Source organism: Microbacterium salitolerans, assembly GCF_019720895.1.
Lineage (GTDB): Bacteria > Actinomycetota > Actinomycetes > Actinomycetales > Microbacteriaceae > Microbacterium.
The window spans coordinates 283,392-303,678 of record NZ_JAHKSH010000003.1; the positions used below are offsets into that span (position 1 = coordinate 283,392).

At 72.1% G+C, this 20,287-nt stretch carries 19 protein-coding genes; 12 read left to right on the forward strand and 7 right to left on the reverse strand.

Going from position 1 to position 20,287, the window contains the following annotated elements:
* Positions 1–38: 38 nt before the first annotated feature.
* A complete protein-coding gene (locus KOL93_RS07870) occupies positions 39–662 on the forward strand; it encodes an anthranilate synthase component II (RefSeq protein WP_221584790.1) in 624 nt (207 codons plus the stop codon).
* Positions 659–2,068, forward strand: coding sequence for an anthranilate synthase component I family protein (locus KOL93_RS07875; RefSeq protein WP_221584791.1), 1,410 nt, complete (start codon positions 659–661; stop codon positions 2,066–2,068). The genes KOL93_RS07870 and KOL93_RS07875 overlap by 4 nt, the downstream gene beginning before the upstream one ends.
* A gap of 168 nt (positions 2,069–2,236) precedes the next feature.
* On the opposite strand, the gene KOL93_RS07880 is transcribed toward KOL93_RS07875, so the two are convergent.
* Positions 2,237–3,121 carry an EamA family transporter gene (locus KOL93_RS07880; protein WP_221584792.1) on the reverse strand — a complete coding sequence of 295 codons (885 nt, stop codon included), beginning with the start codon at positions 3,119–3,121 and terminating at the stop codon, positions 2,237–2,239.
* 78 nt (positions 3,122–3,199) lie between these two features.
* Here KOL93_RS07880 and KOL93_RS07885 point away from each other — a divergent pair, with 78 nt between their 5' ends.
* The 4 genes from KOL93_RS07885 to KOL93_RS07900 all read left to right on the forward strand — a co-directional run bounded on the left by KOL93_RS07885 (position 3,200) and on the right by KOL93_RS07900 (position 6,467).
* A complete protein-coding gene (locus KOL93_RS07885; protein ID WP_221584793.1) occupies positions 3,200–4,120 on the forward strand; it encodes a LysR family transcriptional regulator in 921 nt (306 codons plus the stop codon).
* Positions 4,120–4,578 (forward strand): GNAT family N-acetyltransferase, encoded by a 459-nt coding sequence (locus KOL93_RS07890; protein ID WP_221585111.1) that lies wholly within the window; start codon positions 4,120–4,122, stop codon positions 4,576–4,578. Before KOL93_RS07885 ends, KOL93_RS07890 begins: the two co-directional genes overlap by 1 nt.
* A 145-nt stretch (positions 4,579–4,723) precedes the next feature.
* The gene (locus tag KOL93_RS07895) at positions 4,724–5,587 is read left to right on the forward strand and encodes an Fpg/Nei family DNA glycosylase (protein ID WP_221584794.1); all 864 of its coding nucleotides are present in this window, start codon (positions 4,724–4,726) and stop codon (positions 5,585–5,587) included.
* A gap of 115 nt (positions 5,588–5,702) precedes the next feature.
* Positions 5,703–6,467, forward strand: a complete 765-nt coding sequence (locus tag KOL93_RS07900; RefSeq protein ID WP_221584795.1) for an LLM class flavin-dependent oxidoreductase — start codon at positions 5,703–5,705, stop codon at positions 6,465–6,467.
* A 101-nt stretch (positions 6,468–6,568) separates the two neighbouring features.
* On the opposite strand, the gene aztD is transcribed toward KOL93_RS07900, so the two are convergent.
* The 4 genes from aztD to aztB form a co-directional block, all read right to left on the reverse strand.
* A complete protein-coding gene (gene aztD, locus KOL93_RS07905; RefSeq protein ID WP_221584796.1) occupies positions 6,569–7,771 on the reverse strand; it encodes a zinc metallochaperone AztD in 1,203 nt (400 codons plus the stop codon).
* A gap of 26 nt (positions 7,772–7,797) precedes the next feature.
* The gene (aztC, locus tag KOL93_RS07910) at positions 7,798–8,703 is read right to left on the reverse strand and encodes a zinc ABC transporter substrate-binding protein AztC (protein WP_221585112.1); all 906 of its coding nucleotides are present in this window, start codon (positions 8,701–8,703) and stop codon (positions 7,798–7,800) included.
* Positions 8,704–8,780: 77 nt separating this feature from the next.
* Positions 8,781–9,977 carry an ABC transporter gene (locus tag KOL93_RS07915; protein WP_221584797.1) on the reverse strand — a complete coding sequence of 399 codons (1,197 nt, stop codon included), beginning with the start codon at positions 9,975–9,977 and terminating at the stop codon, positions 8,781–8,783.
* Positions 9,974–10,876, reverse strand: a complete 903-nt coding sequence (aztB, locus tag KOL93_RS07920; protein WP_221584798.1) for a zinc ABC transporter permease AztB — start codon at positions 10,874–10,876, stop codon at positions 9,974–9,976. Before aztB ends, KOL93_RS07915 begins: the two co-directional genes overlap by 4 nt.
* A 51-nt stretch (positions 10,877–10,927) precedes the next feature.
* Here aztB and aztA point away from each other — a divergent pair, with 51 nt between their 5' ends.
* The 3 genes from aztA to KOL93_RS07935 all read left to right on the forward strand — a co-directional run bounded on the left by aztA (position 10,928) and on the right by KOL93_RS07935 (position 12,564).
* Complete coding sequence (gene aztA / locus KOL93_RS07925; RefSeq protein ID WP_260406100.1) at positions 10,928–11,545, forward strand: zinc ABC transporter ATP-binding protein AztA; 618 nt, start codon at positions 10,928–10,930, stop codon at positions 11,543–11,545.
* 93 nt (positions 11,546–11,638) lie between these two features.
* Entirely contained in the window at positions 11,639–12,259 is a 621-nt protein-coding gene (locus KOL93_RS07930; RefSeq protein ID WP_221584800.1) for an acyl-CoA synthetase, read from the forward strand.
* Positions 12,256–12,564 carry an amino acid transporter gene (locus tag KOL93_RS07935; RefSeq protein WP_221584801.1) on the forward strand — a complete coding sequence of 103 codons (309 nt, stop codon included), beginning with the start codon at positions 12,256–12,258 and terminating at the stop codon, positions 12,562–12,564. Before KOL93_RS07930 ends, KOL93_RS07935 begins: the two co-directional genes overlap by 4 nt.
* Positions 12,565–12,567: 3 nt before the next feature.
* Here KOL93_RS07935 and KOL93_RS07940 read toward each other — a convergent pair whose 3' ends face one another.
* Both KOL93_RS07940 and KOL93_RS07945 read right to left on the reverse strand, forming a co-directional pair.
* Positions 12,568–13,335, reverse strand: a complete 768-nt coding sequence (locus tag KOL93_RS07940; RefSeq protein ID WP_221584802.1) for a hypothetical protein — start codon at positions 13,333–13,335, stop codon at positions 12,568–12,570.
* A complete protein-coding gene (locus KOL93_RS07945) occupies positions 13,332–13,895 on the reverse strand; it encodes a hypothetical protein (protein ID WP_221584803.1) in 564 nt (187 codons plus the stop codon). The genes KOL93_RS07940 and KOL93_RS07945 overlap by 4 nt, the downstream gene beginning before the upstream one ends.
* Before the next feature lie 86 nt (positions 13,896–13,981).
* Between KOL93_RS07945 and KOL93_RS07950 the strand changes: the two genes are divergently transcribed.
* The 3 genes from KOL93_RS07950 to KOL93_RS07960 are packed head-to-tail and all read left to right on the forward strand — an operon-like array spanning position 13,982 to position 20,211.
* Positions 13,982–15,226, forward strand: coding sequence for a hypothetical protein (locus KOL93_RS07950; RefSeq protein ID WP_221584804.1), 1,245 nt, complete (start codon positions 13,982–13,984; stop codon positions 15,224–15,226).
* Between the two features lie 49 nt (positions 15,227–15,275).
* Entirely contained in the window at positions 15,276–19,610 is a 4,335-nt protein-coding gene (locus KOL93_RS07955; protein WP_221584805.1) for an FtsK/SpoIIIE domain-containing protein, read from the forward strand.
* A gap of 25 nt (positions 19,611–19,635) precedes the next feature.
* A complete protein-coding gene (locus KOL93_RS07960; protein ID WP_221584806.1) occupies positions 19,636–20,211 on the forward strand; it encodes an FHA domain-containing protein in 576 nt (191 codons plus the stop codon).
* Positions 20,212–20,287 lie beyond the last annotated feature (76 nt).

Below are 20,287 nucleotides of genomic sequence, written 5' to 3' on the forward strand. Positions count from 1 at the left end.
GACTGCGTTGTGTTGAGGGCACGCGGCACAATGGACGGATGTCGACGCAGACCGCGCCCGTTCCCGCGACGCCGCGCGCTCAGGCGCGCCCGCACGTGCTGCTCGTCGACAACTACGACTCGTACACGGGCAGCATCGAGCAGGTCATCTGGGCGGCGACGGGGGAGCGTCCGCAACTCGTGCAGAACGACGAGCTCGATCTCGCCACGATCCCCGAGTTCACGCACATCGTCCTCGGCCCCGGTCCAGGGACCCCGCACCACGGATCCGACGTCGGCGGCGGGCTCGAGGTGCTGCGGCGGGCGCGCGTGCCCGTGCTCGGGATCTGCCTGGGCTTCCAGGAGATGGCGGTCGCGCTGGGCGGGCGCGTGGTGCCGGCGCCGCGGCCGGCGCACGGGGTCGTCGAGACCGTCTCGCACGACGGATCCGCGCTGTTCGCGGGCGTGCCCGAGCAGTTCGAGGCGGTGCGATACCACTCGCTCGTCGTCGAGGAGCCGGCGCCGATGCGCGTGACGGCGCGGTCGCGCGACGGCCTGCCCATGGCGGGGGAGGACGTGCGGCGGCGCTGGTTCGGCGTGCAGTTCCATCCCGAGTCGATCGGAACGGGGCACGGGGCGCAGCTGATCCGCACGTTCCTCGCGATGCCGGGCGGTGCGGCGTGACGGAGATCCCGCGCGGCACGTGGCGGGCGTGGACCGAGCGGGTGGCGTGCGCCGCGGATCCGGAGGCCCTCTTCGCGCACCTCTACGGCGATCGCGACGTGGCGGTGTGGCTCGACAGCGCGCAGAGCGCGTACGGCATGGGGCGCTGGTCGATCATGGGCGCCCCCGAGACGCGGCGCGATCACGTCATCGAGTTCTCGCGCGCGACCGGGCGCACGCGCGTCGACGGCGTCCCGCTCGAGGGCGACGTGTGGGAGGTGGTGGCGGACCTCGTCGATGCGCACCCCGTCGAGCCGCAGGATCCGCTGCCGTTCGCGGGCGGGTACGTGGGATCCGTCGGATACGGCGCGAAGTCGATCGGGCGTGCGCCCGGGGGCGACGGTCCGGACGCGCAGCTCGTGCACCTCAGCCGCTTCGTCATCATCGACCACGAGACGCGCGCACTGCACATCGTCGCCGTCGGGCCGGACGCCGACGAGTCCGCGGCGCGCGGGTGGATCGCCGAGGCCGCCGAGCGGATCCGCGCGGTGCCGCCGCTCGCGGATCCCCCCGCGCCGCCGCCCGCCGGATCCGCAGACGCGTCCGTCTCGCGCGCGCAGTACGTCGATCATCTGGCGACGGTGCGCACGTGGCTCGAGGCGGGCGACTCCTATGAGGCCTGCTACACGTACACGCTGCGGTTCGACCAGGCGGGGTCGGGGTTCGAGGCGTATCGCCGTCTGCGCCGCACGAACGCCGCCCCCTACGCCTCGTACCTGCGGCTCCCGGGCCGCGAGGTGCTGTCGTGCTCGCCCGAGCGCTTCCTCGCGGTGTCGAGTGCGGGATGGGCGGAGACGAAGCCGATCAAGGGGACGGCGCGGCGTCACGCGGATCCCGCCGCCGATGCGCAGGCCGCGCACGCGCTCGCCGCGGATCCGAAGACGCGGGCCGAGAACCTCATGATCGTCGACCTGCTGCGCAACGACCTCGGTCGTATCAGCGCACCGGGCACGGTCCGGGTCCCCTCCCTCATGGCGGTCGAGAGCTACGCGACTGTCCACCAGCTCGTGACGTCGGTGCGCGCGAAGCTCCTGCCGCGACCGGCTGTCGGCGTGCGCGCCGCCGAGGCGCTATTCCCGCCCGGATCCATGACGGGCGCCCCGAAGAAGCGCACGGTCGAGCTGCTCGATGCGCTCGAGGTCGCCCCGCGCGGCGTCTACTCGGGAGTGATCGGCTTCTTCTCGCGGTGCGGATCCGTTGACCTCGCAGTCGTGATCCGCACGGCGGTCGTCGCCGGCGGCGAGGCGCGGATCGGCACCGGCGGGGCGATCACGATCGACAGCGACCCGGACGACGAGGCCGACGAGACGGTGGCCAAGAGCACCCCCGTGCTGCGGGCGTTCGGCCGCACCCACCCGTTCGCGTGACGCGGGTAGCCCGTCTCCGGCGCGGGGGGAGGACGCAGGCGCCACTTCGGGGCGCGCGCCGGCTTCATATGACGCGTATCACCCTTCGCGCGCAGGTGAAGGGTCACGGACGTCACGTGAAGTCGCTGTCGCCGTCGCCCCTCGGCGTTCGTGCGGACAGAGCCCCCGTCAGCATGCGACCGCTACCACCGCACGCCGTGGCCGCACCGCCCACAGCTGACCCGCCACGAGCGCCGCGATCGCGAGAGCGAAGCCCGCGGACTGCGCGATCGTGAAGCTCTCTCCGAGCAGGCCGATGCCGAGGGCGGCGGCGACGAGCGGAGACAGCGTCGGCAGCAGTCCGGACGCGGCGATCGGCAGGCGCTGCACGCCGCGGAACCACAGCGTGTAGGCGAGGATCCCTCCCACGAGCGCCAGCCAGAGGTAGCCGGCGATGCCGGCGGCGTCGATCGAGGCCGGCACGCGGTCGAACAGGAGGAAGACGGGCAGCAGCACGAGCCCGCCTGCGGTGAGCTGCCACCCGGCGAACGCGAGCGCGCTTACGCCGTCCGGGCGCCCCCACCGCTTCGTCAGGACCGTGCCGACCGCCATCACGCCCACACCTCCGAGGGCGGCGAGCAGCCCGACGGGGTCGAGCCCGGCTGTAGGGCCGAGCGCGACGAGCGCCACGCCGGCGGCGCCGACGCCCGCGATCACGAGCGACGCCGTGCGGATCCGCTCCCCGAGGAGCAGCCCGCCGAGCAGGATCGCCGCCAGCGGCCCCACACCTGCCGCCGCGCCCGCGACGCCGCCCGGCAGGCGCTCCGCCGCGATGAACAGCAGGGGGAAGAAGGCGCCGATGTTCAGGGCCCCGAGGGTGAACGCCTTCCCCCACCAGGATCCGCGGGGCAGGGTGCGCGAGATCGCGACTGCGAGGATCCCCGCCGGTAGCGCCCGCATGAGGGCCGCGAAGTGCGGATGGCCGGCCGGGAGCAGCTCGGTCGTGACGGCATAGGTGGTGCCCCACGTCGCGGTGCCGAAGGCGGCGAGCAGGAGGATGGCGGTGCGGCTCATGGATCCAGGCTCGCGCGATTGGCATCATGAATCCAACGCATTCTCTGCATGGAGAGCATGAGGTGAGATCATGGCGGTATGGAGCTGCAGCAGCTGAGGTACGCCGTCGCGATCGCCGAGACCGGGTCCTTCACTCGCGCCGCCGAGGCGTGTCATGTCACCCAGTCGGCGCTGAGTCACCAGGTCGCGGCGCTGGAGCGCGAGCTCGGTGCGCGGCTCTTCGTCCGCGGACCACGGGAGGTGCGCGAGACCGCCGCCGGCGACGCGCTCATGGCCCAGGCACGCGTCGCGCTCGCCGCGGTCGACCGGGCGCGAGACGACGTCGCGGCCGCCGAGGGCGTCGTGCGCGGCACGCTGCGCCTCGGGGTCATTCCGACCGTCGTCGCGATCGACGTACCGACGACCGTGCGCGCCTTCCGCGAGCGCTTCCCGGAGGTGCGCGTCGAGGTGACGGTCGGCTCGAGCGACGAGATGGTGGCGCAGATCGGGAGGGGCGAGCTCGACGTCGCCCTGCTCGGCCTGCACGCCGACGTCGCCCCGGTCGGTGCGGCCGCGCGCGAGCTGCGGCGCGAGCGCCTCGTGACGATCGTGTCGCGTGCGCATCGGCTCGCCTCTCGGCGCCGTCTGCGGATCGCCGAGCTCGCCGGATCCGTCTTCGTCGACTTCCCCGCCTCCAGCCCGGGCCGCGTCCAGACCGACATGGCGTTCGCCGCCGCCGACGTCCCGCGTGATGTCGCGTTCGAGGCGTGGCACGCAGAGCACGTCCTCGGCATCGTCGCCGCCGATCTCGCCGTCGCGATGGTGGCTCCCGGCGTCGCGGTGCACTCACCCGACGTCGTCGCGATTCCGACGACCGGCGCCCCCGAGCGCGTCGAGCACCTCGCGTGGCACCCGTCCGACCCGAGCCCCGCGGCCCGTGCCTTCGTGGAGATCTTGGGCGGACCTGCGGCGGACCCCCTGGCGTGCTCCGCGCGACGGTCGGCGAGAATGGATCCGTGATGATCGAGATCCGTCCCGACGACCTCAGCCATCCCGCGACGCGACAGCTGGTGTCCGCGCACGTCGATGAGATGCGCGCTGGCTCGGTGCCCGAGGCGGTCCACGCGTACGACATCGACCGGCTGCGCGATCAGTCGGTCACCCTCTGGTCGGCGTGGCACGGCGAGCATCTCGTGGGCGTCGGCGGGCTCAAGCATCTCCACGACGACCGCGGCGAACTGAAGTCGTTTCGCACGCATGTCGACTTCCTCGGGCGCGGCGTGGGGCGACGGATCCTGCGCCACGCGATCGGAGAGGCACGCGCCCGCGGGTACGGGTCGCTCTGGTTGGAGACGGGCACGGCGGCGTCCTTCGACGCCGCCCGCCACCTGTACGCGAGCGAGGGCTTCGAGCGGTGCGGGGTGTTCGGCGACTATCCCGATAATCCGCTCTCGGCGTTCATGACGATGCGTCTCTGACGGCGGCGCGGCGCCACGCGGCGCCCGCGTCCGTACGGCGGGGCGCCCGACCCGACAGCGGGCGCGGACCCGACGTGTGACGCTGGCGCTGACCGGAGTCGTCCGACGGCAACCGCCGAATGCGCCCGAGTGGCAGGATGGCCGCATGCCGGAGATGCCGGAGGTTCAGGGGCTTGTCGACTTCCTGGCCGGGCGCGTGCGCGGCCGAACGGTGCGGAGCGCGCGCATCGCGTCGATCGCCGCGCTCAAGACGTTCGATCCTCCGATCGATGCGCTCGTCGGGCGGGCCGTCAGCGCCGTCGCGCGGCACGGGAAGTTCGTCGAGATCGCGATGGGCGACGGGCTGAGCCTCGTGTTCCACCTGGCGAAGGCCGGCTGGCTGCGCTGGCACGAGACGCTGCCCGCGACGGTCATCCGCCCCGGGCGGTCTCCGATCGCGCTGCGCGTCGGATTCGACGACGGGTCGGGGTTCGACCTCACCGAGGCCGGGACGAAGAAGTCGCTCGCCGTCTCGGTCGTCCGCGATCCGGCCGACGTCCCGGGCATCGCGCGCCTCGGTCCGGATCCGCTCGCCCCGGAGTTCTCGCGCGACGTGTTCGCCGATCTCGTGGCGGGGCGCCGCACGCAGATCAAGGGCCTCCTGCGCGACCAGACGATCATCGCCGGCATCGGGAACGCGTACTCGGACGAGATCCTGCACGCCGCGCGGATGTCGCCCTACGCGATCGTGGGCGACCGCGACCGCGCGGAGATCGACCGCCTCTACGACGCGCTGCGCGAGACGCTCGCCGCGGCGGTCGAGGCGGCCTCCGGGCGCCCGCCCGTCGAGCTGAAGGACGCCAAGCGCCGGGGAATGAGCGTGCACGGACGCGCGGGCGAGGCCTGCCCCGTGTGCGGCGACACGGTGCGGAGTGTGTTCTTCGCCGACCGCTCGCTCGAGTACTGTCCCACCTGTCAGACGGGCGGCAGACCCCTCGCCGACCGCCGGCTCTCGCGCCTGCTGAAGTAGCACGACAGCACGCAGTCGATTCGGGCGCCCGGCATCCCGGTTCCCCGGCCCGGAGCCGAACGAATCGACGGCGTCATGTTTCGGGAGACGCGGAGGACCTGCCACTCTGGATCGCATGCATCCGAAACGCGTGTCGCTGGGAATCGCAGGCGGGCTGGGGCCCGAGAAGGCGGCGGCGCTCGCGCCGCGGCTCGAGGAGGCGGGGTTCCACACCCTCTGGGTCAACGAGACGCCGGGCCACAATGCTCTCGATGTGGCGGCTGCGGCGGCGCGCGAGACGGATCGGCTGCGGGTGGCAACCGGCGTCATCCCGGTCGACCGCCGTCCCGCGAGCGAGCTGCTCGACGACATCGCGCGGCTCGACCTCCCGGCAGATCGGCTGACGCTCGGCATCGGATCCGGTCAGGCGTCGAAGGGCGCGCTCGCGATGATCGAGCAGACGCTCGTCGACCTGCGCGAGGGCACGGACGCGGCGCTCGCCGTGGGCGCGCTCGGGCCGAAGATGCGCGCCCTGGCGGCCGCGCACGCCGACGCGGTGGTGCTCAACTGGCTGACTCCCGACGCGGCGGCGGATCAGCGCCGCGAGTTCGAGGGATCCGCGACCGACGTCGTGCTGTACGTGCGCACGAACGTCGACGGATCCGCGCGCGGGCGCCTCGAGGAGGAGGCGGACCGCTACGCCGGCTTCCCGAAGTACTGCGCGAACTTCGAGCGTCTCGGTTTCGCGGCGCGCGACACGGTGCTGCCGCCGCCGGGCGACGCCGAGATCGCGCCGCGCCTCGACGCCTACGCCGCGGCGGTCGACGAGGTCGTGCTGCGCGCGATCACGCCCGGCGACCACCTCGAGGAGTTCCTGAGGTTCCTGCCGCTCGCGGCGTGACAGGACAGACGGGGTGGGCGCGGTCTTCCGCGCCCACCCCGAGGCCCCGCCGCTCACCGGCGGGGCCGCGCGCGGACCCCACGCCGCGCGAGCTTCTCCGATCAGCCGATGTTCACGGCCATCTCGTTCGGCGCCGCGGGCAGCGCGTCGCTCTCCGCGAGCACGTCGCCGGTGGCGAGGTCGACCGAGACGACGCGGTCGTTCGCGACGTCGGCGATGTAGGCGACGGATCCGTCGGTCGTCATCGCGGGGTGCGGCTCCTGCCAGTCGGTCGGGCTCTCCCATGCATCGATGACCGGGTACTCCTCCGTGATCTCGCCGCTGGAGGGGTCGAACACGTGGATGGATCCGTCCGAGCCGAGGATGTAGGCCAGGTCGTCCGGGCCGCGGACGACGCCGCGCCAGGTGTACTCGATGCCGTCGAGCTCGACGACCTCGTACTCGTGCGCCGCCGTATCGATGACCGCGACCTCGTGCAGGAAGTATCCCTCGGCGTCCGGGTCGTGCTTGTAGTCGCCGACGATGATCGGGCTCGTCTCGGAGACGTACGCATTGCCCATGCGGCCGTACTCGTCGGGCGCCGTGAACTTCTCGAACTCGCCGTCGTGGTAGAGCAGGGCGCCGTTCTCGCATCCGAAGACCACGGCTTCGTTCATGGCCGTGCCCTCACCGTGGATGCCGGGGCACTCATCCGACGAGGCGACCTCGTGGAAGTGGTCGTCATGCGGCTCGAGCGCGAGAGCTCCAGAGCGGGAGGACTCGTCTCCGACGGTCGTGAGCAGGGTGCCGTCCTCGAGGACGATCGAGACGCCGTGGTGCGGCTCGTCGGCCTCGTACTGCTGGACCTCCGGCATGGCGCCGCCTGCGGTGAGGAGCGCATCGGTGTCGATGATCGTGGTCTCTCCCCAGCCGTCGGAGTAGAGCACGGTCTTGCCGCCGTGGCGCACGACATGGCCCGCGGCCTCAGCGGGGAAGACGAGGTCGGTGAGCTCCGGCGTCGTGGTGTCGAGCACCTGGAAGCCCTCAGAGGTGGTGACGAACACGTTGCGACCGTCGCCCGCGGGGTTGAGGCGAGTGAACTCCTCGCTCGCGAGTGACTCGACGAGCTCGAGCGTCTCGGCGTCGAGGACGGCGACCTCTCCAGCGAGCGAGACCACCAGCCGCTCGCCGGCGGCGACATCGGCGGATTCGGTGGTCTCAGATCCGGCGCTCGGCGCGGGATCGCTCGCGCAGCCGGTCGCGACAAGTGCGAAGGCGGCGAGAGCGCCCGCTCCTGCGAGCGTTCGCGTGGACATCTTCTTCATGGTGCTTCCTTCCGGGAAAGCGGCTCTCATGGGGTGAGGCCGTCGGCGATGCGCTGCGTGTTCTCGCGCATCATGGACAGGTAGGTCGATCCGGGCTCGCCCGGCTCAGTGAGGGACTCGGTGAACAGCTCGACGACCTCGACCTCGATGCCCGCCTCGGAGGCGAGCACCTGCATGAGGCGGTCGGGCTGCGATGACTCGGCGAAGATCACCGGCACGCCGGAGTCGGTGATCGCGGTCGCCAGCTCCTCGAGGTCGGCGGCCGACGGTGACGCCAGGGTCGTTCCGCCGGGCACCGCGGCGCCGACGACCTCGAAGTCGAAGCGCTCGGCGAGGTAGCCGAACACGTGGTGATTGGTGACGAGCGCGCGGCGGTCGGCGGCAAGCGCCGCGAACGACTCGGTCATCTCGGCGTCGAGCGTCGTGAGCTCCTCGCGGTAGGCGTCGGCGCCGTCCTCGACCTCGGCCGCGTCGATGCCGTCGATCTCGAGCAGGCGCTCCTCGAGCGCGTCGACGACGTCGATCACGCGCGCCGGATCCGTCCAGAAGTGCGGATCGGGGGATCCAGGCGCGTAGTCGAGCACGTCGATGTGGTCGCCGGCGATGAAGCGCGGCGCGCCGTCGGCTTCCGACGTCACGAGGTGCTGCTCGACCTGCTCCTCGAGTCCGAGGCCGTTCGAGACGATGAGATCGGCATCGGCCAGACGGCCGGCGTCGTGCGCCGACATCTCGAAGGAGTGCGGGTCGGCGTTCGGCTTCATGAGCGTCGTGACCTCGGCGGCGTCGCCCACGACCTCGGTCGTGATGTCGCCGAGGATGTTGGTGGTCACCATGATCTGAGGCGCGTCGGTGTCGGCCGATGCTCCCGAGCAGCCGGCGAGTGCGAGCCCTGCGGCGGCGGTGATCGCGACCGCAGACGCACGACGACGCATGTGCGTCGCGGAGCCGCCGATCTCGACCCGAATCCGCCGGGAGAGGCCGGAACCGTTGTCGCCGTGCACGCGCGCGCTCATCGTCCGACCTCGATCGCGGCGTCGGGAGCGGTGGGCGTCGTCAGCTCGCGCGCGATCCGCGCGCCGTCGGCGTAGTCGATCTCGTAGATGACGCCCGCATCGGGCGCGGAGAGATAGGCGCGCTGCGTGTCGACGGTGAGGGTGGATCCCTCGCCGGCGAGCGGCTCCGTGGATCCTCGCTCGGATCCGTCCGGTCCGTACACGCGCACGCGGCCGTCGTCATCGACCGCGACGATGTTCTCGTCGGCATCGTCCGCGGCGACGACGGTCGTCAGGTGCGCATCGACCTCGACGTGCGTCCACTCACGCGCGCGGGTGTCGAGCAGCCAGAAGGAGCTGTCGTCCGATTGGCCCGCGACGGTCGGGCGGTTCTTCCGGCCCGCGAACTCGGTCGCTCGCGGGGCGTCCGACGGGTACGCGAGGTGCTCGATCTCGACCTCGTCTCCGGTCGCGACGGCGAGCAGCGCGCCGTCCTCGCAGCCGACGACCGTGCCGACGCGCGTGGTGATCGCTCCCTGCGGATCCGTGCAGGCCTCGTCGGCGCCGGAGACGAGCTCGCCGTCGGCGTCGTAGAGATGCGCCGTGTCGTCGTGTGCGACGATCGTGAACTCGCCGACGGGGGCGACGACGCCGGTCTCCGCGCCCGTGTCGACGCGGAGTCGCTCCCGCACCTCGCCGCCTGCGAGCGCCGCCATGTCGAGCGCGACGGCCTCGCCGGATCCCTCGAAGAAGACGCCCGTGGTGCCCGCGGTCGCGAGCGGCGGCGTGGAGATCCGGGCGGTGCCGGATCCCGGGACGGAGCCGACGAGTGACGGATCCGCGCGGTAGTAGTGCGAGTGATCGCCGTGATCCCAGGTCCACACGCCGCTGTCGACGACCTCCAGACCGTCTACTGTCGTCACGAAGGCGAACCGGCCGTCGCTCGCGACGCCGTTCGGCTCGCCGACGGCGCCGAGCTCCTGCGCATCGTCCGTCAGCAGATCGAGCAGCCCGACCTCGCCGGCGGCCGACACGGAGAGGAGGGCGGACTGCGGTTCGCCGACTTCCTCGGCTCCTTCGACGTCGCCGTGGCCGGGCTCGTCAGCGGCAGTCGGGGTGGTCACGGGCTGTGCGGCGGGCTCGGAGCCGGCGCACCCGGCGAGGGCGATCGCCGCGAGAGACAGCGTGGCGATCGGGAGGAGACGACGTGTCATGAACTGCTTTCCATGATCGGAGTGCGGGTGGAGGACGGCTCGCGCGCGACCTCGACGGATCCGTGCGCGGCGTGCGACGAGCGGAATCGGGCCGTCGCGGAGGCGGCGAGCGACGAGAGGCCGGCGAGCACGATCGCCGTGCCCGCGATGGTCGGGCCGGTCGACGTGGCCGCGTGCCACGAGACGAGGAGGCCGACGACGACTGCGACCGTGCCGAACGCCGACGCGAGCGCCATGGTGGACACGATCGTGCGCGTCCACCGGCCCGCCGCGACGGCGGGTGCGAGGAGCATGCCGACGACGAGGAGGGATCCGACGGCCTGGTAGGACGACACGACGGCGATGGTCACGAGCCCCGTGAGCATGACGTGCGCGAGCTGCGGGCGCAGGCCGAGGGTCTGCGCGATGCGCGGGTCGAAGGCCGCGGCGACGAAGGAGCGGTGCAGGAGCGCGGCGATCGCGATCGTGACGGCGAGCGCGCAGGCGATGAGGACGATCTCGGCCGTATCGACCGCGAGGATGTCACCGAACAGCATGACGGTCGCGTCGGTCGCGAAGCTGCGCGAGTGGGACACGATGATGATGCCGAGCGACAGCATGCCGACGAACAGCAGCCCGATCGACGTGTCGTACGAGAGGCGTCCGCGTCGCTGCAGTCCGCCGATCGCGGCGCTCATGGCGACGGCGCTGACGGCGCCGCCGAGGATGGCCGGCCACCCCGCCAGCGTCGCAATCGCGACGCCGGGGAGCATCCCGTGGCCGATCGCCTCGCCGAGGAACGCCATGCCCCGCGTCACGACCCACGTGCCCACGACGGCGCACAGCACGGCGATGAGCACGCCGCCGACGAGGGCGCGCGCCATGAAGTCGGCGGAGAAGGGGGTGAGGAACCAGGACACGAGGAGTCACCCTACATGCAAATGAGAATGGTTATCAATTACAGTAAGAGGATGCTCACACCCCCTCTCCGCGCCCGCGGCATCTGCTTCGCCTACGAAGGATCCGACGTGCTCCACGACGTCGACATCGACCTCGATGCGGGGGCGATCACGGCGATCATCGGCGCGAACGGCTCCGGGAAGTCGACGCTCATCGAGATTCTCGCGGGGGTGCGTCGTCCGCGCGAAGGGCATGTCGAGCGCTCCGGCGACGTCGCCCTCGTCGTCCAGCGCGTCGCCGTGCCGGATGCGCTGCCGCTGACCGTGCGCGAGACCGTGTCGATGGGCACGTGGGGGAGGCGTCGTCCGCGTCGTGAGACGCGGCGCACGGTCGACGCGGCCATCGAACAGGTGGGGCTCACCGCGTTCGCTCGGCGGTCGATCCACGCGCTCTCGGGCGGCCAGCGCCAGCGCGCGCTCATCGCGCAGGGGATCGCGCGCGACGCCGACGTGATGATCCTCGACGAGCCCGCCGCCGGTCTCGACACGGACAGCCGCGAGCGCGTGCGCGGGATCCTCGCCGACGAGGCCCGGCGGGGACGTGCGGTCGGGTGGGTCACCCACGACCGCGACGACATCGCGCACGCCGACCGCATGGTGCACCTCGTCGACGGCAGGCGGGTCGCGTAGGCGGTCGATCGTCGGACGCCCCTCCCCGACGTTCCCTCTCAGCGTCGGGCAAATAGGATGGGGTGAACCCCGACCGTCCTCCAGAGGATCCCCATGCCGCCGCTCTTCGCCACGCCGCGCGCCGCGCGCACCGTGCTGATCCTGCGAGCGGCGATCACGGCCGTCGCGGCGCTCGTCGTGACGTTCGTGCAGGAGCGCACCGCGACCTTCGGACTCACGGTGCTGCAGATGTTCGCGCTCGCGACGGCGGTGCTCTTCTTCGTCGATGCCGTCCTCGTGCGCGAACGCCGTGCCGCGGCCGTGTCGCGCGTCCTCGGGGTGATCCACCTGCTCGCGGGCGCGCTCTGCCAGCTCGTCCCGGCGGATCCGGCGGTCGCGTTCCACTGGATCCTCATCGGCTGGGCCGTCGCCGCGGGCGCCGTCGAGCTCACGGCCGGCATCGCGGGGCGGCGCGCGCAGCCGACGCCCGAGTCGCGCGATCGCATCGCGGTCGGGGCCCTCACGCTCCTGCTCGCGGCTGTCTCATTCGTCGTCTCCCCGCAGTACGCGCTCGACTACGTCATCGAGGAGGCGGGGCGCGAGTTCACCCTCACCGGAACGATCATCGGCGTCGGCCTGTTCGGCGGCTGGGCCGCGATCGTCGCCGTCTATCTGGGCATCGGCGCCCTGTCGCCCGCGCCCGAGAAGACCACTCTCACGAAAGACGCGAAATGACAGACAAGCCCACTCGTCGCGACCTGATGAAGCCCATGCACCTGCTGGGCATCGCGTTCCTGGCTGCTGTCTTCGCCGGCTTCGTCACGGCGATGTCGATGGGCGCCTTCACGGGCGCGGGCGCCGAGATCGTCGAGTCCGCGTGGCGCATGGCGGCGATCATGGCCGGCGTCGTCTTCATCGTCGTGCTGCTCGTGCTCGCGCTGCTGCTGCTCGTCGTCGACCCCAAGGAGATCGAGAAGCCGAAGGACGGTCCGGTGCTCCTGCCGAAGGACGAGGAGACGGGCGACGGCGAGGCGCGCTGACCGTCAGCTCTCGGCGCACCGGCGCAGCACGTTGCCGGGCGGCTCGATCTCGGGCTGCTCGCCCCAGCTCTCGAAGCGGAACGCGCCGTCCCCCGACGCGTCGCCGGCGGAGAACGCGCGCGGCAGCGGCGCGTCCGCAGCCGCGATCGTCATCTCGCCGATGGGGCTGTCCCCCGTGCCGATCGAGACGGTCGTCGTCTCGGCGTCGGGCTCCGGCTCCATCACAGCGACCGACTCGGACGACGTGAGCAGCGTGCGCACGACATCGGCGGGATCCAGCAGGGGCTCCCAGTCGCTCAGGACGACCTCGGGAGACTCGACGCACACCCAGCCGCGGTCCACGTCGGCGATGCCGGACTGCTCGGCGTAGCGCGCATTGCCCGTTACATACGTGTCCCCGCCGCTCGCGATGACGCGCGCCGTGGTGCCGTCGGCGTCGAGCTCTGCGCGCATCTCGCCGGCCGACCCCTCATAGACCACCGAGAGCAGGCGGCCCGGAGAGGGGTCTCCGTCGTCCTCCGGGACGACGAGCTCGCGCACGGCGCCGGACATCGTGACGGCGCCCGCGTCGCGCACGGCGCCCGTGATCTGGGTGATCGCCTCCTGCGGGGGGATGAGCCAGACGCCGTTGCCGCGGTCATCGGGGTCGTAGCGCTCGAAGTCGACGGGCGGGGGAGCGGCGTCGTTCTCCTCGCGGTCGCCGGAGCAGCCGGTGGCGAGGAGGAGCACGGCCGCGGCGGACGCGGCGACGACGGCGAGCCGTCGGATCATTGCGCGGCCGCGACGCAGGTGCTCTGGGCCCCCTGCGCGGCGAGGTCGTCGGCCGAGAGCGAGACCGGCACGTCGGCGTGCTCGGAGCCGCGGACGACGAAGCAGGTCGCGTCGTCCCAGGTCGCGGTCGCGGACGGCAGCCAGGCGTCGGTGCCGCCCATCACGAACTGACTCAGGTCGGTGACGGATCCGTCGCCGGAGACCCCGTACAGGTCGTAGGACGCCGGTGGGCCGTCCCAGTCGACGTGCGCCTGCCCGTCCTCGATCGTCAGCGAGATCTCGCCCACGACGACATCGCTCGAGAGCACGGCCGACACGATCATCCATGCCGTCATGCCGAGGATCGCCAGGATGGTGAGGATCGACGAGACGATGAGCGCGGGGTGCCGCCACCAGGAGCGCGGCCGCTGCTGCTTCGCCGTGAGGACAGGGAGGGGCCAGCCGCCGGGGCCCAGGGGCGGTTTGGGGCCGGACGCGTGCAGGCTCGTGTGGCCGAACTCGGCTCCGACGACCTCGCCGTGCGTGGGCGACGCGTCGAACGGGCGTGCCGCTGTCGTCATGATCCATCCCCCCTGTGGCCGCGGTCTACCATGGTAGACCGCGGCGTCGGCGCCGCAGGAGCGAGTGCGGATACGGGGGAGAGCGGATGCGTGCACGGGTCGTCGCGTCCCTCGCGGCCGTGACGGTCGGCGTCCTGCTCGCGTCTCCGGCGATGGGATCCTCAGGCGACAGCGCCGACTCCGACGAGGAGCGCCCGCGCACCGTGCTCTACGAGGGGCCGAACGCCGTCACGATCCCGTACCTCGGCGAGACCGACGCGCAGGTCGCCGACGGCTGGCAGATCACCGACTGCGCCCGGGTTCTCGAGCAGTCGGACCTCATCGTCGACTGCACGCCGGAGGGCTTCCGCGCCGAGGCGGACAGCTACGACCCGCGCTACGGGCAGGACGTCGTCGAGGTGCCGATGACCAACGGCCGTCAGAGCACCGATCGTCGATACGTCGTGCAGCTCGAGCCGCCGGAGCCCCCGGCCGCCTCCGTCACGACCTACCCCCACCCCGCTCCCTCGGGCGGCGTGCTGATGATCCCGCTCGGCGACCTCGGCGTCACGTGCGCGGCCTGCGACGCGGGCGCGACCGCGGAGGTCTTCTCGATGTCGCCCGACGGATCCGCCGACGTCTCCGCGACGGAGACGTATATCGTCGTGCGGCCGCGTGCGGCGTTCGAGGGCGAGCTCGAGATCGCGCTGCGCATCGCGGATCAGTTCGACGGGTGGTCCGAGCAGCTCGACCTCGTCGTCCCCGTGTCGACTCCGGTCGAGGATCCGCTCGTCCCGCTCGTGTCGTTCCGCGAGATGCCGGGAGCGCAGGGGGCGACGATCGGCGTCGACGAGCTCGTCGCGGGCGACTCCTCCGGCGTCGAGGTCGTGGGCTGCGGCGAGCCCCTCCACGGCGACGTCGCGTGCGGGGCCGACGGCGGGGTCCGCTTTCGTCCCGGCAGCGGATCCGACGTCGACCAGCTCACCGTGCACCTCGCCCGCGGCGCCGACCTGGCGACCGCCTCGGTCACGTTCGTCGACGCGGACGCCGAGACGGGGCTGCCGACCAACGGGCTCGCCCCGACCGCGCCCTTCGGCGATGTGGCGTGGGCGTCTGCCGCCGAGCTCGAGGCGGCGCAGGCCGCTCAGGAGGAGAAGGACGCGGAGGAGGCCGAGGCCGCGGGGGAGGAGCCGCCCCCGGAATCCGAGGGCGAGGGGTCCGAGACCGCTCTGGTCGGGATGCGCGTCGCGACGCCGCTCGCGTTCCCCGCGCCGCTCGACGAGGCGGCGGGATCCGGTGGCGTGTTCTCTGCCTTCGTCGCGGTGCTCGATCGCTTCGGGAGTCGGGAATGATGGCAGGAGGCGGCGCAGGCCGTCGCGGTGACGTCGTAAGGGAGAGTCGATGAGCGTGCGCGTGACGCTGGCGGATCCGTCGGGCGACGACGATCGCTCCTGGCTGCTCGACGTCGACGAGGCGACGACGCTCGGCGAGGTGGCGGAGTCGCTCGACGTCGATCCGGGCGCACTGGCGCCGCAGTCGGAGCCCGACGTTGCGCTGGTGCACTCCGGGCTGCTGTCGGGAACCGTCATCCCGCCCCGAGACGCGCCGGAGCCCGAGCCCGGCACCGTGCGCATCGAGATCATCGGCGGTCCGTTCGCGGGCACGACGGTGCCGGTGCGGCGCGGTCATGAGCTGACGCTCGGGTCGGGCGGAGCCGCCGACATCCAGATCGCGGATCCCTCGCTCGAGCCGGTGCACCTCGGCATCCAGATCACGGCGGGGGAGCCGAGCTCGCCGCTCCTCGCGGTCGTCGCGCCCGCCGCCGATGCGCAGGTGCGCGTGAACGACACCGTCATCGCCGATCCGGAGCGCATCGTGCCGGCCGACATCGTGCAGGTGGGCGGCGTCGTGCTGCGCATCGGCATCGCGCCCGTGCCCGACGCCGACCTCACCGACACCGTCGGCGGGCGCGGATTCAACCGGCCCAGCCGCATCATGCCCCAGAAGCCGCGGCCGATGATCGCGCTGCCGGGCGACAAGCCCGACGATCAGGAGGGTTCGCCGCTCCCGTGGCTGTCCGCCGTGATCCCGGTCGTGCTCGGTGTGACGATGGCCGTGGTCTTCGAGCGGCCCATCATGCTGATGATGGCGGCGGCGAGCCCGATCATGGTCATCGGCTCCTTCCTCACGCAGCGCAAGCTCGCGAAGAAGAAGGGCATCAAGACCGAGAAGCAGTGGATCGACGAGATCAATCGCGCTGCGGACCGGATCCGCGAGCTCGTCAAGCGGCAGCGTCTCGACGCGTGGTATCGGCTGCCGGATCCCGTGGTCATCCGCGACATCGCGCGGCGTCCCCTGTCTCGCCTCTGGGAGCGTCGTCGCAGCGACGCGGACGCCGCGACGCTGCGCGTCGGCGTGTCCGAGATCGCGCTCGACGTCGACTTCGAGGGCGGCGGGGGCGATCGAGGCGTCGACCGGCGCGTGGGCGTCGCTCCGGCGCCGGTCGGGATGGATCTGCGTCAGGGCGTCGCCGGCATCGCCGGCCCGTCCGACGCGGTGCGCGCGCTGGCGCGATCCGTCGTCACGTCGTTCGCGACCCTGCGGAGCCCGCGCGAGGCCGAGCTCATCGTGCTGTGCGACGACGGATCCGATCGCGAGTGGGAGTGGGTGTCCTGGCTCCCGCACGTGCACATGGCCGACTCGATCCCCGCGATGATCGGCAACGACGACGACACGCGGCGCGAGCGGCTGCGCGAGATCGGCATCGCCCTCGACCTGCGCATGCGCATGGCCGGTCAGCGCGGCTACACGCCGCCGACCGAGGTGCTCGTCGTCGTCGACGGCGCCCGCCGCCTGCGCATGCTCCCCGGCATGGTGCCGCTGCTCGAGCACGGCCCGGCGCACGGGATCCACGTGCTCGCGCTCGACAGCCAGCGCGCCCGGCTCCCCGAGGAGGCGAAGAACGTCGTGGTGATCGACGAGGACGACGCGTCGCTCGCGACCCTCGAGACGCCGTCGACGTACTACTCGTCCGTCCTGATCGACGGCACGAGCGTGCCCCAGGCGGAGCGCATCGCGCGCAGCCTCTGCTCGATCCAGCACGTCTCGGGCGTCGGCGACGAGGCCCTCCTGCCGACGAGCGTGCGCATGGTCGACCTGCTCGGCATCGATCTCGACGACCCGTCGCCGGTCGTGCGCCGGTGGACGGCGCAGCCGCGCAACACCTACGTCGTCGTGGGGGCGAACGCCGACGGGGAGTTCGCCGTCGACATCTCGCGCGACGGCCCGCACGCGCTCGTCGCGGGCACCACCGGATCCGGCAAGTCCGAGTTCCTGCAGGCGCTGGTCGTCGGGCTCGCGATGGCGAATCGCCCCGACGCCCTCAACTTCGTGCTCATCGACTACAAGGGCGGATCCGCGTTCGCCGACTGCGAGCGCCTGCCGCACACGGTGGGCATGGTCACGAACCTCGATGCCCGCGAGACGGAGCGCGCACTCGCGTCGCTCGACGCCGAGCTCAAGCGCCGCGAGCAGGTGCTCCGCGACATGGGCGCGAAGGATCTCGACTCGGCGTGGGCGAGGGATCCCGAGGGCGCGGCGCGGCATGGTCTCGCGCGCCTCATGCTCGTCATCGACGAGTTCGCGGAGCTCAAGACCGAGCTGCCCGCGTTCATCGACGGCCTCGTGCGCATCGCGCGCGTCGGGCGCTCGCTGGGCGTCAACCTCGTGCTCGCGACACAGCGTCCGTCGGGCGTGATCACGCCCGAGATGCAGTCGAACATCAACCTGCGCGTCGCGCTCCGTGTGACCGACCGCAGTGACTCGAACGACATCATCGGAACGGCGGAGGCGGCGCTCATCGGCCCGTCGACGCCGGGACGAGGGTATGTCCGAGCGGGATCCTCGTCGTCGCCCGAGGCGTTCCAGACGGCACGCGTCGCGGGAATCCGCCCAGGGGCCAAGCGCGACGTGAAGGTGCTGCCGCCGAAGGCGCCGCTCGAGTGGGACCTGCTCGGATTCCCGCCGCGGTTCCCCGCCGCGCAGAAGCAGGCGGAGAACCGCGATCACGACGACACGGATCTGCGGTCCCTCGTCGACGTGATCACGGCGGCGACGCGGGAGCTCGCCATCGAGAAGAACCCGAGCCCGTGGCTCATGCCCCTCCCCGCGACGCTCCCGCTCGCGCGCTTCGACGCGGAGCGGCGCGACGACGGAGAGCTCGTGCTCGGCCTCGAGGACGTCCCGGCCGACCAGGCGCAGCGCACGCTGACGTGGAGCCTGCACACCGGATCCCACGTCATGTTCATGGGCGGGGCGCTGTCCGGTCGCACCTCGGCGATGCGGGTCCTGCTTGCGCAGCTCGTCGAGCGGCTCGCTCCGAGCGACGCGCACCTGTACGTGTGCGACTTCGGAAACGGAGCGCTCCTGCCGCTCGCCGACGCCCCGCACTGCGGCGCGGTGGTGACGCAGCTCGACGGCGAGCGCCTGCCGCGACTCATGCAGCGGCTGCTGGAGGACCTCGCCCACCGTCAGTCCGTGATGTCGGCGGCCGGTGTCGGCAACATCCGCGAGCAGCGCCGTTCCGCCACACCCGGCGATGCGCTGCCGTACGCGGTCGTCGCAGTCGACGGGTGGGAGCGCATGCTCTCGACTCTCAACCCGGACCAGCTCATCACGTTCCGAGACCAGTTCATGCGGGTTCTCCGCGAGGGACCGGCCGTCGGCGTGCGCGTCATCGTGACCGGCGACCGCGGGATCGTCGGCGACAAGATCGCGACGTTCATCGACACCCAGTACGTGCTGCCGGTGCGCGACACGTCGGACTACCGCACGGCCGGCATCCACGCGAAGGACGTGCCGCAGAACCTGCCGCCCGGGCGGATCCTCTTCGGTGTCGACGCGAAGGAGGCACAGGCCGCGATTCTCGGACGGGACGCGAGCGGCGAGGCGCAGACGGCCGCGCTGCGGCGGGTCGTCGAGGACGTGCTGGACGACTTCGACCGACAGGTCGCGGACGCGGGCGGTCGGCGACCGGAGCCCGTGCCGTTCCGGGTGGATCCGCTGCCGAAGTTCCTCGCGATGAGCGCCGCCCGTGAGCTGCCCGCGGCACCGGGAGTCACGGCGGACGGTCTCGTGGTGGCCGTCGGCGGCGACACGCTCTCGCGGTTCACGATCGACTGGCCGCTCGATGGCGGGTTCATCGTCTCCGGAGGCCGGCAGACGGGTCGCTCGTCGACGCTCGCCGCCCTGCTCGAGCAGCTCGTCGCGCGTGAGATGCCGGTGATGGTGGTCGCGCTGCGGCCGTCGATCCTCACGGAGAGGGCGCGCGCCGCCGGCGTGCGCGTTCTCGGGTCGGGCGAGGTCTCCTGGGGTCCGATGGAGCTCGATCCTGCGCTTCCCGACGCCGACGGGCAGAAGCTCACCGTCATCGTCGACGACGTCGAGCAGCTGAAGAACTCGCCGCTCGACGCGTCGCTCGCCTCTCTGAAGGATCGCGCGCAGTTCATGTGCGCCGTCGACATCGAGGCGACGTCGTCGCTCTTCGGCGGGCCGTTCGCCGAGGCCAAGCGCGCCCGTCGCGCGATCGTGCTGCGGCCAGGGGCGGCGCTCCACGGCACGCAGCTCACCGGGACGCCGATCCCCAAGTTCATGATCACCGCGACCCCTGCGGGCGGCGGCGTCTTCACGACCGCGCAGGGGTGGCTGCAGGTGCGGGTCCCCGACCTGCGCGAATGACCCGTCCCACAGCGAGGAGAACATCGTGGCCTCTGCGCGCTGCGTCCACTGCGGCACCACTCTCGAGCCGAACACCATGTACTGCTTCGGCTGCGGGCAGCTGGTCGGCGCGCGCGTCGACGCGGAGCGCGTGGACGAGGGCTGGATCCCGCGGGAGCGACGTCCGGCGCGCGAGCGCGATCCGGAGCCGGCCCGAGAGGCGGCGCCCGCGCCGGCGCCTGCCACGTCGGCGGAGCCGGAGCGGCGTCGCCGGTCGACGCGCGCGTGGAGCGAGCGGGTGGCCCTGCGGTTCTCGACGGGCGAGGAGGTCGTGGTCGGCGGCAGCGCCGTGATCGGCCGCCGCCCGGAGCAGGCCGCCGCGAACATGGGGGCGCAGGCGATCGAGATCGAGGACACGACGCGCTCTGTCTCGCGCGTCCACCTCTACCTGTCGCTCGAGGGCGGGCGTCTCCGGATCGGCGATGCGGGATCCAGCAACGGATCCGCCATCGAACGCGGCGAACGGATGATCTCGCTCGAGGCGGGCGGCGATCATGTCGACGTGGTGCCCGGCGACAGCATCTGGGTCGGGGACGTCCATGTGGAGGCCTCGCGCGTGTGACGTGTGAGGGGGTGGGCAGTTCTGCCCATCCCGTCTCCTGAGCGTTCGGGCTACGGTGAGAATACGCCTCACCAGA

What these genes read in the sequence shown, in the direction of transcription:
- KOL93_RS07870 (WP_221584790.1), top strand. Translation starts at nt 39, where the DNA reads ATGTCGACGCAGACCGCGCCCGTTCCCGCGACGCCGCGCGCTCAGGCG.
- KOL93_RS07880 (WP_221584792.1), bottom strand. Translation starts at nt 3,121, where the DNA reads ATGAGCCGCACCGCCATCCTCCTGCTCGCCGCCTTCGGCACCGCGACG.
- KOL93_RS07885 (WP_221584793.1), top strand. Translation starts at nt 3,200, where the DNA reads ATGGAGCTGCAGCAGCTGAGGTACGCCGTCGCGATCGCCGAGACCGGG.
- KOL93_RS07890 (WP_221585111.1), top strand. Translation starts at nt 4,120, where the DNA reads ATGATCGAGATCCGTCCCGACGACCTCAGCCATCCCGCGACGCGACAG.
- KOL93_RS07895 (WP_221584794.1), top strand. Translation starts at nt 4,724, where the DNA reads ATGCCGGAGATGCCGGAGGTTCAGGGGCTTGTCGACTTCCTGGCCGGG.
- KOL93_RS07900 (WP_221584795.1), top strand. Translation starts at nt 5,703, where the DNA reads ATGCATCCGAAACGCGTGTCGCTGGGAATCGCAGGCGGGCTGGGGCCC.
- aztD (WP_221584796.1), bottom strand. Translation starts at nt 7,771, where the DNA reads ATGAAGAAGATGTCCACGCGAACGCTCGCAGGAGCGGGCGCTCTCGCC.
- aztC (WP_221585112.1), bottom strand. Translation starts at nt 8,703, where the DNA reads ATGCGTCGTCGTGCGTCTGCGGTCGCGATCACCGCCGCCGCAGGGCTC.
- KOL93_RS07915 (WP_221584797.1), bottom strand. Translation starts at nt 9,977, where the DNA reads ATGACACGTCGTCTCCTCCCGATCGCCACGCTGTCTCTCGCGGCGATC.
- aztA (WP_260406100.1), top strand. Translation starts at nt 10,928, where the DNA reads ATGCTCACACCCCCTCTCCGCGCCCGCGGCATCTGCTTCGCCTACGAA.
- KOL93_RS07930 (WP_221584800.1), top strand. Translation starts at nt 11,639, where the DNA reads ATGCCGCCGCTCTTCGCCACGCCGCGCGCCGCGCGCACCGTGCTGATC.
- KOL93_RS07935 (WP_221584801.1), top strand. Translation starts at nt 12,256, where the DNA reads ATGACAGACAAGCCCACTCGTCGCGACCTGATGAAGCCCATGCACCTG.
- KOL93_RS07940 (WP_221584802.1), bottom strand. Translation starts at nt 13,335, where the DNA reads ATGATCCGACGGCTCGCCGTCGTCGCCGCGTCCGCCGCGGCCGTGCTC.
- KOL93_RS07945 (WP_221584803.1), bottom strand. Translation starts at nt 13,895, where the DNA reads ATGACGACAGCGGCACGCCCGTTCGACGCGTCGCCCACGCACGGCGAG.
- KOL93_RS07950 (WP_221584804.1), top strand. Translation starts at nt 13,982, where the DNA reads ATGCGTGCACGGGTCGTCGCGTCCCTCGCGGCCGTGACGGTCGGCGTC.
- KOL93_RS07955 (WP_221584805.1), top strand. Translation starts at nt 15,276, where the DNA reads ATGAGCGTGCGCGTGACGCTGGCGGATCCGTCGGGCGACGACGATCGC.